The sequence below is a fragment of the Kitasatospora sp. NPDC059160 genome (assembly GCF_042755465.1).
Taxonomy (GTDB): Bacteria; Actinomycetota; Actinomycetes; order Streptomycetales; family Streptomycetaceae; genus Kitasatospora.
The window spans coordinates 65,181-80,990 of sequence record NZ_JBHZCN010000024.1; the positions used below are offsets into that span (position 1 = coordinate 65,181).

The 15,810-nt window shown below is 73.5% G+C and carries 13 protein-coding genes; 11 read left to right on the forward strand and 2 right to left on the reverse strand.

Features of this window, described 5'->3' with window-relative positions:
- The first annotated feature begins 213 nt into the window (after positions 1–213).
- The 5 genes from ACFXOZ_RS12955 to ACFXOZ_RS12975 all read left to right on the forward strand — a co-directional run bounded on the left by ACFXOZ_RS12955 (position 214) and on the right by ACFXOZ_RS12975 (position 6,532).
- Positions 214–3,381: a nitrate- and nitrite sensing domain-containing protein gene (locus ACFXOZ_RS12955; protein ID WP_380589943.1), complete on the forward strand. Its 3,168-nt coding sequence runs from the start codon at positions 214–216 to the stop codon at positions 3,379–3,381.
- Positions 3,378–3,797, forward strand: a complete 420-nt coding sequence (locus tag ACFXOZ_RS12960; RefSeq protein WP_375891400.1) for a roadblock/LC7 domain-containing protein — start codon at positions 3,378–3,380, stop codon at positions 3,795–3,797. The genes ACFXOZ_RS12955 and ACFXOZ_RS12960 overlap by 4 nt, the downstream gene beginning before the upstream one ends.
- A gap of 8 nt (positions 3,798–3,805) precedes the next feature.
- Positions 3,806–4,414 carry a DUF742 domain-containing protein gene (locus ACFXOZ_RS12965; protein ID WP_380589946.1) on the forward strand — a complete coding sequence of 203 codons (609 nt, stop codon included), beginning with the start codon at positions 3,806–3,808 and terminating at the stop codon, positions 4,412–4,414.
- On the forward strand, positions 4,395–5,042 hold the full coding sequence (locus ACFXOZ_RS12970) for an ATP/GTP-binding protein (RefSeq protein ID WP_380404130.1): 648 nt from the start codon (positions 4,395–4,397) through the stop codon (positions 5,040–5,042). Before ACFXOZ_RS12965 ends, ACFXOZ_RS12970 begins: the two co-directional genes overlap by 20 nt.
- A gap of 722 nt (positions 5,043–5,764) precedes the next feature.
- Positions 5,765–6,532 carry a winged helix-turn-helix domain-containing protein gene (locus ACFXOZ_RS12975; RefSeq protein ID WP_380589948.1) on the forward strand — a complete coding sequence of 256 codons (768 nt, stop codon included), beginning with the start codon at positions 5,765–5,767 and terminating at the stop codon, positions 6,530–6,532.
- Between the two features lie 240 nt (positions 6,533–6,772).
- Here ACFXOZ_RS12975 and ACFXOZ_RS12980 read toward each other — a convergent pair whose 3' ends face one another.
- Entirely contained in the window at positions 6,773–7,555 is a 783-nt protein-coding gene (locus tag ACFXOZ_RS12980; RefSeq protein ID WP_380589951.1) for an IclR family transcriptional regulator, read from the reverse strand.
- Positions 7,556–8,080: 525 nt separating this feature from the next.
- Here ACFXOZ_RS12980 and ACFXOZ_RS12985 point away from each other — a divergent pair.
- The 6 genes from ACFXOZ_RS12985 to ACFXOZ_RS13010 all read left to right on the forward strand — a co-directional run bounded on the left by ACFXOZ_RS12985 (position 8,081) and on the right by ACFXOZ_RS13010 (position 14,201).
- Positions 8,081–9,130: an ABC transporter substrate-binding protein gene (locus ACFXOZ_RS12985; protein WP_380589954.1), complete on the forward strand. Its 1,050-nt coding sequence runs from the start codon at positions 8,081–8,083 to the stop codon at positions 9,128–9,130.
- Positions 9,131–9,353: 223 nt separating this feature from the next.
- Positions 9,354–10,382 carry an ABC transporter substrate-binding protein gene (locus ACFXOZ_RS12990; protein WP_380521096.1) on the forward strand — a complete coding sequence of 343 codons (1,029 nt, stop codon included), beginning with the start codon at positions 9,354–9,356 and terminating at the stop codon, positions 10,380–10,382.
- Positions 10,379–11,245 carry an ABC transporter permease gene (locus tag ACFXOZ_RS12995; RefSeq protein ID WP_380521098.1) on the forward strand — a complete coding sequence of 289 codons (867 nt, stop codon included), beginning with the start codon at positions 10,379–10,381 and terminating at the stop codon, positions 11,243–11,245. Before ACFXOZ_RS12990 ends, ACFXOZ_RS12995 begins: the two co-directional genes overlap by 4 nt.
- Positions 11,242–12,066 (forward strand): ABC transporter ATP-binding protein, encoded by an 825-nt coding sequence (locus tag ACFXOZ_RS13000; RefSeq protein ID WP_380589957.1) that lies wholly within the window; start codon positions 11,242–11,244, stop codon positions 12,064–12,066. The genes ACFXOZ_RS12995 and ACFXOZ_RS13000 overlap by 4 nt, the downstream gene beginning before the upstream one ends.
- A 152-nt stretch (positions 12,067–12,218) precedes the next feature.
- A complete protein-coding gene (locus ACFXOZ_RS13005) occupies positions 12,219–13,124 on the forward strand; it encodes an ABC transporter substrate-binding protein (protein ID WP_380589960.1) in 906 nt (301 codons plus the stop codon).
- Between the two features lie 3 nt (positions 13,125–13,127).
- Positions 13,128–14,201, forward strand: a complete 1,074-nt coding sequence (locus ACFXOZ_RS13010; RefSeq protein ID WP_380589963.1) for an LLM class flavin-dependent oxidoreductase — start codon at positions 13,128–13,130, stop codon at positions 14,199–14,201.
- A gap of 154 nt (positions 14,202–14,355) precedes the next feature.
- Here ACFXOZ_RS13010 and ACFXOZ_RS13015 read toward each other — a convergent pair whose 3' ends face one another.
- Positions 14,356–15,348: an aldo/keto reductase gene (locus ACFXOZ_RS13015; protein ID WP_380521105.1), complete on the reverse strand. Its 993-nt coding sequence runs from the start codon at positions 15,346–15,348 to the stop codon at positions 14,356–14,358.
- Positions 15,349–15,810 lie beyond the last annotated feature (462 nt).

Sequence of the window (15,810 nt, forward strand, 5' to 3'; positions counted from 1 at the left end):
GCGGATCGGTTCGACCCTCGAACGTGTGGTCAGGGCGTAGTAGAGTCTCGCAGACCCGTGACCGGGAGCCCCCGCAGCTCCCTGTCCAGGACTCCCCGAGTACCGCCCCGCCCGCCGTCCAGCCTGCCGTCAAGCCTGCCGTCCCACCAGTACCCCGGAAGCCCTCCGAACCGCTCCCCGTCCGCGCCTGGCACTTCCCCGACCGAGGACTCCATGCGTCTGCGCAGCAGCTCGATCCGCGCGAAGATCATCGCGCTGCTCCTGGTGCCCATCGTCGCGCTCGTCGCCCTGTGGGCGTACGCGACGCTCGCCGCCACCGGGGACGCCTGGAGCCAGCTGTCGATCAGCAGTGCGTACAAGGACTACGGGGCGGCGGTGGACCAGTACACCGGCGACCTGCAGAACGAGCGCCGCGCCGCCGTCCAGCACCTGGCCGACCCGAACTCGCCGGTCGCCCGGGACGGCTTCGAGCACGCGCGGACGGCCACCGACCACAGCCTCGCGGTGCTGCGCCAGAAGAAGGACGCCGCCGGCGACCGGCTCTCCACCGGCCAGCGGGCCCGCCTGCTGCAGATCATCGCCGCGGCCGACCAGCTCGGCCCGCTCCGCGCCCAGGTCGGCCGACTGGCGCTCAACTGGGAATTCGCCCTCGGACAGTACAGCGACCTGATCCGCCCCGTCTTCGGCTTCCGGTCCGCGTACGTCGCCCGGCAGAGCGGCCAACTCCCGCGCCAGGGCACCATCCTGATCGAGCTGGTGCGCGCCCGCGAGTACCTCTCCCAGGAGGACGCGGCGATGGAGGGCCTGCGCACCGGCGCGGCCCGGCCCACCGCCGAGCAGTACCAGGCCGCGCTGGACGCCCTGCACAACCAGCAGGCCCTGTTCACCGTCTACATCGCCGAGCTGGAACCCGCCGACCAGGCCGACTACATCGCGCTGCGCGGCGGCGAGGCCTGGGGCGCGCTGGCCCGGGCCGAGGCGGACTTCGTCGGCGCCGGCGGCCCCGACCGGGTGGTCCAGGCCCTCAACGGCGACAACTGGCGGGAGACCGCCGACCGCTCGCTCGGCGACCTCTCCTCGATCAACTCCCGGATCACCGCAGGGATGGACGAGCGCGGGCGCTCGGCCGCGATCGCGGCGCTGTGGCGCGGCGGCATCGCCGGCGCGATCGGCCTGGTCGCCGTCGTGCTGTCGGTGATGATCTCCTTCCGGATCGGGCGCGGCCTGGCCCGCGAGCTGATCAACCTGCGCAACGCGGCCAATGAGCTCGCCAGCACCCGACTGCCGTCCGTCATGCTCCGGCTGCGCCGCGGCGAGCCGGTGGACGTCGCCGTCGAGGCACCCGAACTGCGCTTCGGCCAGGCCGAGATCGGACAGGTCGGCCAGGCCATCAACGCGGTCCAGCGGGCCGCCGTGGAGGCCGCCGTCGAGCAGGCCGAACTGCGCCGCGGCGTCGCGGCGGTGTTCGTCAACCTGGCCCGGCGCAGCCAGGTGCTGCTGCACCGGCAGCTCACCCTGCTGGACACCATGGAGCGCCGCACCGAGGACCCGGCGGAGCTGGAGGACCTCTTCAAGGTCGACCACCTCACCACCCGCATGCGCCGCCACGCCGAGGGCCTGATCATCCTGGCCGGCGGCTCGCCCGGACGCGCCTGGCGCAAGCCGGTCCGGATGGTGGACGTGGTCCGCGCGGCGGTCGGTGAGGTCGAGGACTACGCCCGGGTGACCGTCCGGCCGTTCCCCGGCACCGGCCTGCTCGGCAGCGCCGTCGCCGACGTCACCCACCTGATCGCCGAACTGGTGGAGAACGCGGCCGTGTTCTCCCCGCCGACCACCCAAGTCACCGTTCAGGGCGAGGTGGTGGCGCACGGCTTCGCGCTGGAGATCGACGACCGCGGACTCGGGCTGAGCGAACAGCTGCTCGCCGAGATCAACGAACGCATCACCGAGGAGCAGGAGTTCGACCTCGCCGACACCGACCGGCTGGGGCTGTTCGTGGTCAGCCGGCTCGCCCGGCGGCACGGCATCCGGGTCCACCTGCGGCCGTCCCCGTACGGGGGGACGACGGCGGTGGTGCTGATCCCGCGCGAGCTGCTGGCGGAGGCACCGGACGGATTGCCGGAGCCGCCCGCGGCCGGGGGCGGTGCCGGCGGTGTCACGGGTGGAGGACGACGGCCGGTGGGCCGGGCGGCCGGGCGTACGGCCGGGCGGCGTGACCTGGTCGCGGTGCCCGACCCGGCCTCCGGCGGCGCCGCGGGCCCGTCCGCGGGCGCGTCTCCGTTCGCGGATTCGTCCACGTCCATGTCCACGTCCATGTCCACGTCGCCGTCCACGGATCCGTACCCGGGCGGGTCTGCCGGTCCGGTGCCCGCCGGGGGCACGGGCGGGCGGCACCGGGTGACCGGCGGACCGCGGCCGTCCGTGCCCGAGACCGGGCTTACGGCCAACGGGTTGCCGCGCCGGGCGGCACGGACCAAGGGCGGTCCGGTGCTGGTGCCCGCGCCGGCCTCGGACGTCGAGACCGGGACGGGCACGGGACGGCACCGGCGGGACGTGGGGCAAGCCGCAGTCGCCGCGGTGCCCGCCCTGGTGGACGCCGTGCCCGTGGATGCCGCGCCGGTGGACGCCGTGCCCGTGGACGCCGCGCCGGTGGACGCCGTGTTCGGGGGCGCCGCCCCCGTCGCCGCGGCTGGGGCCGACGCCGCGCCCCGGACGCCCGGCGGGCTGCCCCGTCGGGTCCGGCAGGCGAACCTCGCTCCGCAGCTCAAGGAACTGGCGAAGGACCGCCTCCGCGGGGAACCCGGGGCCGCGGGCCGGGCCGGTGGACCGTCGGCGGAGGCCGCCGATACAGGGGAGGCCGACCGGGCCGCGGAGGTCAGGGAACGCTCGCCGGAGGAGGCCAGGGCCACCTTCGCCTCGTTCCAGCGCGGCTTCACCCGCGGCCGCGGCACCACCGCCCCGGCGGACCGTACGGCCGCGTCGGGTGCCCGGCCCGTCGCCGTACCGCGCTGGCAGCCGCCGGACACCTCCCGGCTGGCGATCAGCCCGGCGCCCGCCCCGGCGGCGCTGCCCGCACTCCCGCCCGGGGACGCCGCCCGGGCGCCGCTCGCCCGTCGGGTCCCGCCGGGCCAGCCGGTGCGGCGGAACCCTGCGGCCGTCCCGGCCGTACCACCAGTGACACCTTCAGTGCCCGTAGCACCGGCAGTGCCCGCCACACCGGCAGGACCCGTAGCACCGGCAGGAACCGTCGTACCCGCAGGACCCGTAACACCGGCAGTGCCCGCTACGGCCGCAGGACCCGCTGCACCCTCAGGATCCGCAGGATCCGCAGCCCTCGTAGTACCCGCACCACCCGCTCCAGCGGAAGGAACTGATTCATGACCACTTCGACGCAGCCGTCCGGGGACCTCAACTGGCTCCTGGACGACCTGGTGGGCCGGGTCGCGGCCCTGCGCTACGCGGTGATCCTCTCCAGCGACGGGCTGGCCACCGGCGCCTCGCGCGACCTCGACCGCGAGGACGCCGAGCACCTCGCCGCGGTCGCGGCCGGGTTCCACAGCCTGGCCAAGGGGGCCGGCGGGCACTTCAAGGTCGGCGGGGTCCGGCAGACCATGGTGGAGCTGGACGAGGCGTTCCTGTTCATCACGGCCGCGGGCGACGGCAGTTGTCTGGCCGTGCTGAGCGAGGCCGAGGCGGACATCGGCCAGATCGCCTACGAGATGGCCCTGCTGGTCAAGCGGGTCGGCGAGCACATGGCCGCCGAGCCGCGCACCGAAACCGCCGCGCCGAGGGGCTGAGCGGTCCGATGGCGGATCCGATGGCGGACGGCTCGGTGACCCCGGTGGGCGCGGAGCCGGCGGGCACGGCCCCGGACGGTGCGCGGCCCGTCGGCCCGGCCTCCGACGGTGCGGCCTCCGACGGCACGGCCCCGGAAGGCACGGGGCCGGACGGCCCGGCCCCCGACGGTGCGGGGCCGGAGCAGGACACCCCGGGCGGACCCGAGGTCGACCTGTTCCGGCCCCGCACCCCGGTCGACGACCGGTGGTTCGACGACGAGGCCGGACCGGTGGTGCGGCTCTACTCGATGACCAGGGGCCGCACCCGGCCGGTCGAGGAGGGGCTGTTCGACCTGATCTCGCTGGTCACCGCCAAGGAGCCCGGGCCGGACGCGGGGGCCGTGCCCGCGCACGTCCTCGACCCGGAGCACCAGACCCTGCTGGCCTGGTGCCGCCACGAGCCGCTGTCCGTCGCCGAGCTCGGCTCCTACACCGACCTGCCGGTCAGCGTCGTGCGCGTCCTGCTCGGCGACCTCTACGACGCCGACCTGATCAGCGTCACCCGACCCGTTCCGCTCGCCGAGCTGCCGGACGAGCGCCTGCTGCGAGACGTGATCAATGGACTCCGTGCGCTCTGACCCCACCCCGCCGAGCACCGCCGCGAAGCCTGCCGGGAGCGCCGACGACCCGCGCTGGCGCGGCGGTCCGGCCGCCGCGGTGAAGATCCTGGTGGCGGGCGGGTTCGGCGCGGGCAAGACCACCCTGGTCGGGTCGGTCAGCGAGATCCGGCCGCTGCGCACCGAGGAGGAACTCAGCGAACTGGGCCGCCCGGTGGACGACACCTCGGGCGTGGAGGCCAAGCGGACCACCACGGTGGCGATGGACTTCGGCCGGATCGACCTGCGGCCCGGCCTCGCGCTCTACCTGTTCGGGACGCCCGGGCAGGACCGGTTCTGGTTCGTCTGGGACGAGCTGGCGCGTGGCGCGCTCGGCGCCGTGGTGCTCGCGGACACCCGGCGGCTGGCCGACTGCTTCCCCTCGGTCGACTTCTTCGAGCAGCGCGGCATCCCGTTCCTGGTCGCGGTCAACTGCTTCGACGGCACCGAGCGGTTCGCCCCGGAGGAGGTCCGGGACGCGCTGGACCTCGACCCGGGCATCCCGGTGGTCCTGTGCGACGCCCGGCTGCGGGAGGACGGCAAGGGACTGCTCGTGGCGCTGGTCGAGCACGCCGCCGAGCTCCGTCGGCGGGCTGCGGCCCGGACCTGAGGCTCCGTGGGATCGGTCCTGGTCAGGGGCGCTTCGTGCACCCGACGTCTCATTCGGTGGTCCACATGTCGGACGAACGGTGCGCGGAAGGTTGCCTAGACAGGCTCGGGCGTGGAAGGCTCTGTGGACGTAAGCCGTCCCGGCGCGCACCGGATCATGGGTGTGTCGCCGCGCGGGCAACGAAGCGCAACGAAGCGCAAGCGCGTGGAGCGCGACGAGGCAGGACGAAGGGGGAGGGCAGCAGGGATGACCGTCGGCAAGCGACGCATCACCGCCGTGCCCGGCCCCGTCATGCCGGTGCTCACCGTCCGCCGCTACATCGACCACGCGCTGATCTGCAGCGCCTGTTGTCGCTGACCGGCCTCCTCCACCCCGGTACGTCCCCGGCACCCCAGGCCTGCACCCGGCCGCCGCCCGACGCACCACCGACCCCGTCGACCAGGCCGTAGCGGACCGCACGTCAGGAGCGCCCGCGGCCGACCGATCCGGCCCCGCCCCGCGGAGAGACCACCAGTGAACACCGTTCGCCCCAGCAACTCCCTCGAACCGTTCTGGCCGTCCCGGCAGCCACACCTGTTCGATCAGACGTGTCCGGGTTCGCCCAGCGCGTCCCGGCCCTCCGCCCGCTGAACCCGGTCCCCCCGGTCCAGCTCCGGCAGTACGCCCGGTCGACGCGCAGACGACTCCACCCCGTCCGTCACGCGCGAAATGAGCGGCACACCATGTCTTCCTCCTCCACGGCCACCCTGCCCCTGCCCGTCGCGACCCCGCACCTGCGCGCGGTCCGCTCCGTTCCCCCGGTCTCCGTCCCGCCCGTCTCCGTTGTTCCTTCCGTCGTTCCCTCCGCCGTGCCCTCCGGCCCGTCGGTCCCGCCCCAGTCCGGGGCGGTCGCACCGCCGGCCCCCGCGTCGCTGCTCGCCGCACTGCCGGAGGGCGCGGCCGTCGTCGCCGCCCTGCCGCAGGGAGTGCTGCCGCAGGGCCTGCTCGCCCAGTACGGTGCGCAGACCGGCGCGCCCGCCGGCCACCCGATGGTCGGCTACCTGGTGCTGGTACCGGCCGAGAGCCCGGCGGCCGGTCCGCTCGGCCTGGCCGGGCACGCCACGCCGGGCACGCTGCCGGGTGGCGCCGGATCGGGCCTTGCGGGTTCGGGTCTTGCGGGGACGGGCGCCGCACCGGCCGCCGTCCGTCCGGTCCGGCCCGCCGGACGCGGCATCGCCGTCGACGCCGAGCGCCGCAACGCCTACGTCGACGGGCGGCTGCTCGACCTCACCTACCTGGAGTTCGAGCTGCTGGCCCACCTCACCGAGCACCCGCAGCGGGTGCACACCCGGGACCACCTGGTCTCGGCGGTCTGGGGCTACGGCCACGTCGGGGACGGTCGCACGGTCGACGTGCACGTCGCCCGGCTGCGCCGCAAGCTCGGCCCCGCCTACCGGGACTCGATCGTGACGGTGCGCCGGGTCGGGTACAAGTACACGCCGGTCAACTGAGCTGCTGCTCCGCGCTGTTCGGCCGTTGGCCCAGGGTCTTCGGTCCACCGTCTCCGGCCCACCGTCGGTGGCCGACCGTCTCCGGCCGACCGCTTGTGGCCGACCGCCTTCGGCGTGAGGCCGCTCTGCGTCACAGCGGGCCGCCCGTTCTTCCGTGAACGGGCGGCCCGCTGCCGCGTGTTGGCGCTGCGCGTGGGCGGGCGGTACGAGTCGGATGGACCGGTTGTGCGGGCGCCCGGGTCAGGCCCGTTGGTCGGGGGGCAGCAGGAGGACGGAGAGGGCTTCGGCGCAGGTCCGGGCGGGGGTCAGGAACCGGTCCAGGCGGTCGTCGGTGAGGTGCGCCGGGGTCGAGCGGACCGCGAGCGCGAACCGGGCCTGCCCGGCGGCGTCCAGTACGGGAACCGCGAGCGTCCGCACCCCGGCGGCGGACTCGCCGTCGTTGAGCGCGTGACCGGCCGCCCGCACCCGGGCCAACTCCTCTTCCAGGAGCGCCGGTTCGGTGATCGTACGGTCGGTGAAGGACGGTAGCGGGCCGAGTGCGGACACCGCCGCCTCGCCCGCGCGCGGCCAGGCGAGCAGGACCTTGCCGAGCGCTGTGGAGTGCAGCGGGCGGCGCAGGCCGAGCCCGGTGTCCGGCCGGACCGAGCCGCCGACCAGGATGACGGCGTGCGGGCCACTGCGGATCGCCAGGTCGGCGGTCGTTCCGGTGCGTCGGGAGAGCAGCTCCAGTTCGGGGCCGGCCAGGTGCAGTCCGCGCTGGTGGAAGGTGAGTTGGCCGAGTTCGGCGACCGCCGGACCCAGCCGGTAGCGGGCCGTCTGATCGTCCTGCTCCAGGAATCCGGCGCTGACCAGCGTGCGGGCGAGCCGGTGTGCGGTGGAGACCGAGAGGTCCATCCGGCGGGCCAGGTCCGAGGCGCTGAGGTCGGGGCCGTTGTCGTGGAAGCAGTGCAGCAGTCCGAGTGCGCGCTGGACGGCCTGGGCGCCGGCCGGGGGGCTCTGGACGGCGGTGGCGGCCTCGGCCATGGCACCTCGCGTTCGGTTCGTGGCTCCGGGCGGCGCGCCGGAGGGAGTCTCAGCGTAGGGCAGCAAGTGCTGCGGAGATGTGTCAACGACGTTGCAATGGAATGGCGTTGATGAACAACTGATCCCACCATGTGGCAAAGGCTTGCCTCCGGCTCGACCGGCGTGGAACGCTCCTCGCATCGCGCCGCCCGGCTCCTCGGTACGGACGTCGCGCCATCGCCATCGTCGTCGCCACCCCACCTCGCCCGCGCTCGGTGCACCCGTGTGCCGCGACGCGTGGATCCCCGTGCGCCGGACCGGAAGGAGTAGCGCCGTGACGTCCCACCGGTGTGTTCCCTCCTGTCCCTGTTGTCGCTGACGCTCCTCGTTCCGCTCCTCCTGCGCCTTCGTACGCCGTACGCCGTGCGGCGTGCGCTCCGCGCTCCGCTTCCCGCTCGCCGCCGTGCGCCGTGCCGTGCGGCGGCGGCGCACCCGAACTCCGCTGCCTCCGACCGCCGTCGGAGCCCCCGAAGAGGACCACGCCCCGTGCCCAGTCGTTCGCCGAGCTCCTCCGCCGTCCCCGAAACCCTCTGGTTCACCCGCTGCCCGGTGCCCACCGCGACCGGTATCGCCGCTGATCAGGGCTGGCTGGCACGGGAGTTCGCCCCGGACGGAATCGCGGTCCGCTCGCTCCAGGACGCCCCGCCGGAGGTGGCCGCCGACCACCACTACACCCACGCGCTCACCGGGCTCTTCCGCGAGGGCGGCAACGTCCCCGCGCTGTGGGCCCGTTCGCGCGGTGAGGCGACCCGGCTGATCGGGTTGACCTGGATCGAGGAGCGACAGGTCGTCCTGGTCCGGGCCGGGAGCGGCATCAGTGAGCCCGGGCAGCTGCGCGGGCTGAGGCTGGCGGTTCCACATCATGGGATCGGCATCGACTTCTGGCGGGCCATGGCCCTGGCCGGCTTCCGGGGCGCCCTGGCGCTCGCGGGTCTCGGGCTGGGGGACGCCGAACTGGTCGACGTGCCGGCCGTCCCGGGCGGCGGGCAGTGGTCCGCCGAGCTGTCCGCATTGCGAGACGGCCTGGTGGACGCCGTGTACGTGAAGGGGGCGCTGGCCGTCGAAGCGGCCCGCCGGATCGGCGCGGAGGTGGCGGTGGAGCTGGACGCGGCTCCGGACCGCCGGGCCCGGGTCAACAACGGCACGCCCCGGCCGGTCACCGTCCACCAGCGGCTGCTGGACGAGCACCCGGAGCTGGTCGCCCGCTTCCTGGCGGTCCTGTTGGAGGCCGCCGACTGGGCCGCCGAGCGTCCGGTGGAGGTGGCCAGGATCCTCCAGGCCGAGACCGGCGCGGGTGCGGAGGGCGTCGAGGGCGCCTATGCGGCGGGCAGTCATCGCACGCTGCATCTGGACCTCTCGGAGGAGCGGCTGGGGCTGCTGGCCCAGCAGGAACGCTTCCTCGCCGGGCAGGGCTTCCTCGCGGCACCGGTCGACATCCGTGCCTGGGCCGACCCGGAGCCGCTCCGCGCCGCGCGCGACCTGCTGCGCGGTCGGCGGGCTGCGGGAGGGGAGCAAGTGGCGAGCGTGTCCAGCTGACCGTCCGCTCGTTCGTCCGGCCAGTCGGCAATGCCGGTCAGCCGTGCCGCTCGGTGGCGTCGGTCGGTGCTGCCCGACGCCGCCCGTTGCCGTCCGAGGCCGCTCGGCGGAGTCCGGCGGAGTTCAGCGAACAACTTTCAGCGAACAGATTTCAGATAACAGAGTTCAGCGAACAACTTTCGAAAGTTGTCAGCTGTCATCTGTCACCCGTTTTGGAGACCCCGTGAACACCGCCCGCCTCGCCCTCGCCGCCACCGCGCTGCTCGCCACCACCGCTCTGGCCGCCTGCGGCTCGTCCGCCGACGGGGGCAGCGCCTCCGCCGCAGGCGGGCCCGGCGGCAAGGCCGACGCCGTGCTCCGCCTGCCCGACCCCGGGAACAACGGCTTCCTCGCCCGTGGCAAGAAGGACGGCTCGCTGGACCGGGCCCTGGCGGCGGTCCACGCCAAGGTGGCCTGGACCGGCAGCGCGGGCCCCTTCGCCCCCGCCGCGCAGGCCCTGTCCGCCGACCAACTCGACGTCGCCCAGGGCTCGATCACCTCGGCCGTCGCCGCGCTCGCCCAGAAGCCCGGCTTCAAGCTGTTCGCCCAGACCGCCCCCGACGGCGTCGGCGAGGGCATCCTGGTCAAGAACGACTCGCCCATCAAGACCGTGCAGGACCTGGTCGGCAAGAAGGTCGCCGTCTCCCAGGGCGGCACCAGCGAGTACCTCCTGCTCAAGGCGCTGGAGAAGAACGGCGTCCCGGCCGACCAGGTCCAGCGGGTCTACCTGCGCGCCGACCAGACCTCGGGAGTCTTCAACTCCGGCCAGGTGGATGCCTGGGCGACCTGGAACACCTTCTCCACGCCCACCATCGCCAACGCCGGCGCGCACTTCCTGGTCGACGGCAAGGCGATCGGCTCCGACAACTACGCGGTCTGGGCGGTGCGCAACGGCTTCGCCGACAAGCACCCCGATGTGGTCAAGGCCTTCTACGCCTACCTGCGCGACAACGGCGCCAAGGAGAAGGCCGATCCGGCCGCCTACCTCAACGTCTTCACCGACTCCGGCCCGACCGCCGTCACCCCGGCCGAGAAGGACGTCGCGGTGAACGTCAGCCGGCAGGGCACTCCGGCCGACGCCATCTCGGCGGCCGACACCGCCCGCTTCGGCACCGTCGCCCAGTTCTTCGCCGACCAGAAGGTCACCAAGCAGCTGGTCGACGTCAAGCCGTACCTGATCGACATCGACACCTTCGGCGGTGGTGCCAAGTGACCGTGCTCGCAAGGGAACAGGATTCCGAGGGCACCCGGGCGGCCCGGGCCGCGGGCCTGGTGACGCCGCGTGCCCAGCTCCGACGGCCCCGTCCGCGCGCCCTCGCCGTGCTGCTGCGCACGCTCGGTCCGCTGGCGCTGCTCGGCGGCTGGGCGCTCGCCTCCGCCACCGGCGCGCTCACCCAGGATGTGCTCGCCTCACCGTCCCAGGTCGCCGAAGCGGTCGGCGAGTTGTGGGGCAACGGTCAGCTGACCGACGCCCTCACCGTGTCGCTCACCCGGGCCGGACTCGGACTGCTGCTCGGTGCCACCACGGGACTGGTGCTCGGCGTGGTGACCGGATTCACCCGCCTCGGCGAGGAACTGCTCGACTCCGCGGTCCAAGTCCTGCGCACCGTACCGTTCCTGGCGCTCGTCCCGCTGTTCATGGTGTGGTTCGGCATCACCGAGACCGCGAAGGTCGCCCTGATCGGGGTGGCCACCAGCTTCCCGATGTACGTCTCCGCCTCGGGCGGGGTCCGCAACACCGACCGCAAGCTGGTGGAGGCGATGCGCAGCTTCGGCCTGGGCCGCTGGGCGATCGTACGGACGGTCGTGCTGCCCGGGGCGCTACCCTCCCTGCTGTCCGGCCTGCGGCTCTCCATGACGCTCAGCGTGATCGCCCTGATCGCCGCCGAGGAGATCAACTCCACCGAGGGCATCGGCTACTTGATGGCCCAGGCCCAGAACTACTCGCGCACCGACGTGCTCGCCGTCTGCATCCTGATCTACGGTCTGCTCGGCCTCGCCGCCGATGGCATCGTCCGGATCCTGGAACGGCTGCTGATGCCGTGGCGCCGCGCCGTCCGAGGAGCTGCCCGATGACCGCCCCCACCGACTCGGCCTCCGCTCCGGCCTCGACCGTGAGCGCTGCCGTGAGCACCGCCGCGAGCGCCACTGAGACCGCCACTGAGACCGCCGCCGTGACTGCCGCCGCGACCGCCGAGGATACCGCCCCCGCCGTCCATCTGCGCGGCCTGCGCCGGGTGTTCGGCACCAGGGCCGTACTCGACGGCGTCGACCTGTCCATCGCCCGGGGCGAGTTCGTCGCCCTGCTCGGCGCCAGCGGCACCGGGAAGACCACCCTGCTGCGGATCCTCGGCGCGCTGGACCAGGCCGACGGGGGAACCGTGCTGGTGCCGCCGGTCCGCACGGTGGTCTTCCAGGAGCCCCGACTCGTCCCCTCCAAGCGGGTGTTGGCCAATGTCACGGTCGGTCTGCCGCGCGGCGCGGCGACCCGGGAGACCGGGCTGAAGGCACTCGCCGAGGTGGGCCTGGAGCGGCACGCCGAGGACTGGCCGGCCACCCTCTCAGGTGGCGAGGCACAGCGCGTCGCACTGGCCAGGGCGCTCGTGCGCGAACCGCAACTCCTGCTCCTGGACGAACCGTTCGCGGCACTGGATGCCCTGACCAGGCTGCGGATGCAGGACCTGGTCGGCGATCTCGTCCGCTGCCACCGCCCCGCCGTGCTGCTGGTCACCCATGACGTGGACGAGGCCGTCCGGCTCGCCGACCGTGTCGCCGTTCTGCGTGACGGTCTGCTGGTCCGGGACGAACCCGTCGGTGTCGAACGCCCCCGGGACCCGGCCGACCCCGCCTTCGCCGACCTGCGCCGCCGACTGCTCGCCGACCTCGGCGTCCACTGAACCGGCGCTCCGCCACGCCGTCACCACGCCATCGCTCCACCACTCCACCACTCCATCGCACCGCCATTCTGCGGCTCGACCGCTCCACCCTCCCCCGCAACCCCACCGCACGTCTTCCGCACGAGCCCCTACGCACCACCGGAGTTGACCAGATGACCGTCACCCTCGGCGTCCACGCCAGCAATCCCACGCTCTACTACCTCGCCCGGTTGCCCTACCTGGACGAGGAGTTGGCCCCGCTCGGGGAGAGCGGCGCGTTCCACCACTACACCGACGGGACCCGTACCGGCGAGCTGCTCGCCGACGGCACCATCGACTTCGGCGGCACCGGCTCGACCCCGCCGATCACCGCCCAGGCGGCCGGCCACGACCTGGTGTACGCGGTGGTCTCCGCACCCCGCCCCGACCACGGCGCACTGCTCGTCCTGGACGGCGGACCGGTCCGTACGGTCGCCGACCTCAAGGGCGGCACCGTCGTGCTGGGCGTCGGCTCCTGGCAGACCCACCTGCTCGCCAAGGCCCTGGACGCGCAAGGGCTTTCGTACGGTGAGGACGTCACACCGGCGCGGCCGGTGGCAGGGGAGGACCAGGCCCGGAGGCTGCGCGAGGGCGAGATCGCGGGCTGGATCGCCCAGGGCGCCGAGCTCGCCGCGGCCCGTCGCAGTGGCGAGTTCCGCGCGCTGGTCCGCACCGGGGACGTCATCACCGACCGCTCGGTCTTCTTCACCCGCCGGGACTTCGCCACCGACCGCCCCGAGGTGGTCGCCGCGATCACGACCGCGCTGCGCCGGGCGGACGCCTGGGCGGCCGCCCATCCGGCCGAGGCGGCCGCGATCGCGGCCCGGGAGCTGGGCGGAACGGTCGCCGACTGGCGTGCCGCGCTCGTCGCGCTGCCCTGGCAACTGGAGCCGGCCACCGACGCGTTCGTGGCCGAGCAGCAGGAGGCGGCGGACATCTTCCACCGGGTCGGCTTCATCGACCGCGCGCTGACCGTCGCCGACGCCCAACTGTCCGCTCTGGAGGCCCCGGTGGCCGCCGTACTCGGGAAGGACCGCTGAGCCGTGGCCTCCGAAGTCCTCTGGTACATCATCCCGCGCGAAGGACACTACCCGTGGGAGCCGTCCGGCCGACGCCCGGTGGACCTGCGGTACCTGCAGCAACTCGCGGGCAGTGTCGAGCGCTTGGGCTACACCGGCGCGCTGCTCGCCACCGACCTGTACGACGTCTGGACGCTCGGCAGCGCGCTCGCCGCGGCCACCGGGCCGGCCTTCAAGCCGCTGCTGGCGGTCCACCCCGGACTGGTCTCGCCCACCCTGCTCGCCAAGATGGCGCTCAGCTTCGACCACCTGCACGGCGGGCGGCTGCGCTTCAATGTGGTCAACGGCTCCACCGCGCAGCTGCGCGAGTACGGTCTGGACGTCGAGCACGACGACCGCTACCGGCTCAGCGCCGAGTACTGGTCGATCGTCAAGCGCCTCACGGCCGGCGAAGTCTTCGACCACGAGGGCGAGTTCTACCGGTTGAAGAACGCGGGTGCGAGCCTGCGCGAGCTCACCCCGGCGCAGCCCGGTGGCATCCCGCTCTGGTTCGGCGGCAGCTCGCCGGCCGGCATCGAGATGGCCGCCGAGCACGTGGACGTCTACCTGACCTGGGGGGAGCCGCCGCACCTGCTCAAGGAGAAGCTCGACCTGGTCCGCGAACGCGCCGCCGCGCACGGACGGAGCCTGCGGATCGGGCTGCGGCTGCACCTGATCGTCCGGGACACCGAGGAGGAGGCCTGGGCCGCCGCCGACCGGTTGCTGGACGTGACGAGCGAGGCGACGTACGCCCGGCAGCTGGGATCCGCCGAGGGGGAGGACGGCGTCGGGTGGCAGCGCCAGTTCCGCCAGCACGGCGGAAGGGTCCCGGCGCGCGCCCGGGAGCTGGAGGCCTACCCCAATCTCTGGCCGGGCATGAGCCTGTTCCGGCCCGGTCCGGGGACGGCGGTGGTCGGGTCGACGGCCCAGGTGGTCGAGCGGTTGAAGGAGTTCGAGGCGCTGGGCATCGACACCTTCATCCTCTCCGGGAACCCGCTGCTGGAGGAGGCCCACCGAGTAGCGGAAACGGTTCTTCCGGCCTTGGGTATTCGCCGCTGACGGCCCTCGGCCGCTGGCCGCTGGCCGACGGGTGACGGATGACGGATGTCGACGAACAGATAACAGATAACAGCTGACAGATTTCGAAATCTGTCAGCTGTTATCCGTCATCCGTCACCCGCCGCAGTGCCCCGTCGCCCCAACCAAGTTCCCGTCACACGCTCAGCCGGTCGATCTCGGCCAGCTGCTCCTCCGTCAGCGGCCCGCCGGCCAGTGCGTCGAGGTTCTGGTCCAGCTGGTCCACGCTGCTCGCACCGATGATCACCGAGACCACCCGCGGGTCCCGCAGCACCCAGCACAGGGCGAGCTGGGCCAGCGTCTGTCCGCGCTCCTCGGCGACCTTGTTCAGTGCCCGCAGCTGGTCCAGCTTCGACTCGGTCAGCACCTCCTCGGTCAGGAACTTCCCCACCGACATGCGCGAGCCGGCCGGGACCCGGCCCGAGAGGTACCGGTCCGTCAGCAGTCCCTGGGCGAGCGGCGAATAGGCGATCAGGCTGGTCCGGGTGTCGCCCACCGCCTCCAGCACGCCGCCCTCCTCCACGTTCCGGTTGAGGATCGAGTACGCCGACTGGTTCAGCAGCACCGGCGTCCCGAGCTCGCGCAGGATCGCCACCGCCTCCCGGTGCTGCTCCGCCGGGTAGTTGGAGATCGCCGCGTACAGGGCCTTGCCCGAGCGCACCGCGCTGTCGAGCGCCCCCATCGTCTCCTCGATCGGGGTGTCCGGGTCGTAGCGGTGCGAGTAGAAGACGTCGACGTAGTCCAGCCCCATCCGGTCCAGCGACTGGTCCAGGCTGGCCAGCAGGTACTTGCGGCTGCCGCCGTTCCCGTACGGGCCGGGCCACATGTCCCAGCCGGCCTTGGTGGCGATGAACAGCTCGTCGCGGTACGGCCGGAAGTCCTGCGCGAACAGGTAGCCGAAGTTGCGCTCCGCACTGCCGTACGGCGGCCCGTAGTTGTTCGCCAGGTCGAAGTGGGTGACGCCCCGGTCGAAGGCCCGGCGCAGCACCGCCCGCTGCACCTCCAGCGGCTGGGCGTCACCGAAGTTGTGCCAGAGCCCCAGTGAGACGGCGGGCAGCTGAACTCCGCTGCGGCCGGCCTTCCGGTAGGTCATCGAGGCATAGCGGTCATCCGCGGCGAGGTAGCTCATGCCGGACATCTTGCCAGTCGGCTCCGCCCGATCAAGTCCCTGGGAGTGTCTTGCCCCGCCTCCCTCCGCTGCTTATCCTCGCGGAGGACCAGGTGGGACGGCGCGGGGCCGGGTGCGGCCGCGCGCGGACGAGGCGGAGGGGGAGCGTGATGGCAGTCCGGACCGTAGCGGCCGAGGCCACCGTGACCGTCGTGCCCCGCTGTTGTCGCCGTCACCGCCGCAGCACCGTGCGCTGACGCCGCCCGCGGGCCGCCAGGCCCGCCCCGGTCCACCTCCGGTGCTGCCCGTCCGAGCGCAGCGCCGCCGTACCGCGCCTCCGCCGGTGCCACGCCCACTCTGTCGCGGATTCCCCGTCACGGACTCCCCGTGACGGGCTCCGTACCTCGGGCTCCTCGCACCGGTCCCGCACCCCGCGTGTCCCGCATCCCGCGCGTCCCGCACCCGCAGCGCCCCGGACGGCCC

Excerpts from the sequence above, each read along its gene's own strand:
- ACFXOZ_RS12955 (WP_380589943.1), top strand. The coding sequence starts at position 214 with ATGCGTCTGCGCAGCAGCTCGATCCGCGCGAAGATCATCGCGCTGCTC.
- ACFXOZ_RS12960 (WP_375891400.1), top strand. The coding sequence starts at position 3,378 with ATGACCACTTCGACGCAGCCGTCCGGGGACCTCAACTGGCTCCTGGAC.
- ACFXOZ_RS12965 (WP_380589946.1), top strand. The coding sequence starts at position 3,806 with ATGGCGGATCCGATGGCGGACGGCTCGGTGACCCCGGTGGGCGCGGAG.
- ACFXOZ_RS12970 (WP_380404130.1), top strand. The coding sequence starts at position 4,395 with ATGGACTCCGTGCGCTCTGACCCCACCCCGCCGAGCACCGCCGCGAAG.
- ACFXOZ_RS12975 (WP_380589948.1), top strand. The coding sequence starts at position 5,765 with ATGTCTTCCTCCTCCACGGCCACCCTGCCCCTGCCCGTCGCGACCCCG.
- ACFXOZ_RS12980 (WP_380589951.1), bottom strand. The coding sequence starts at position 7,555 with ATGGCCGAGGCCGCCACCGCCGTCCAGAGCCCCCCGGCCGGCGCCCAG.
- ACFXOZ_RS13000 (WP_380589957.1), top strand. The coding sequence starts at position 11,242 with ATGACCGCCCCCACCGACTCGGCCTCCGCTCCGGCCTCGACCGTGAGC.
- ACFXOZ_RS13005 (WP_380589960.1), top strand. The coding sequence starts at position 12,219 with ATGACCGTCACCCTCGGCGTCCACGCCAGCAATCCCACGCTCTACTAC.
- ACFXOZ_RS13015 (WP_380521105.1), bottom strand. The coding sequence starts at position 15,348 with ATGAGCTACCTCGCCGCGGATGACCGCTATGCCTCGATGACCTACCGG.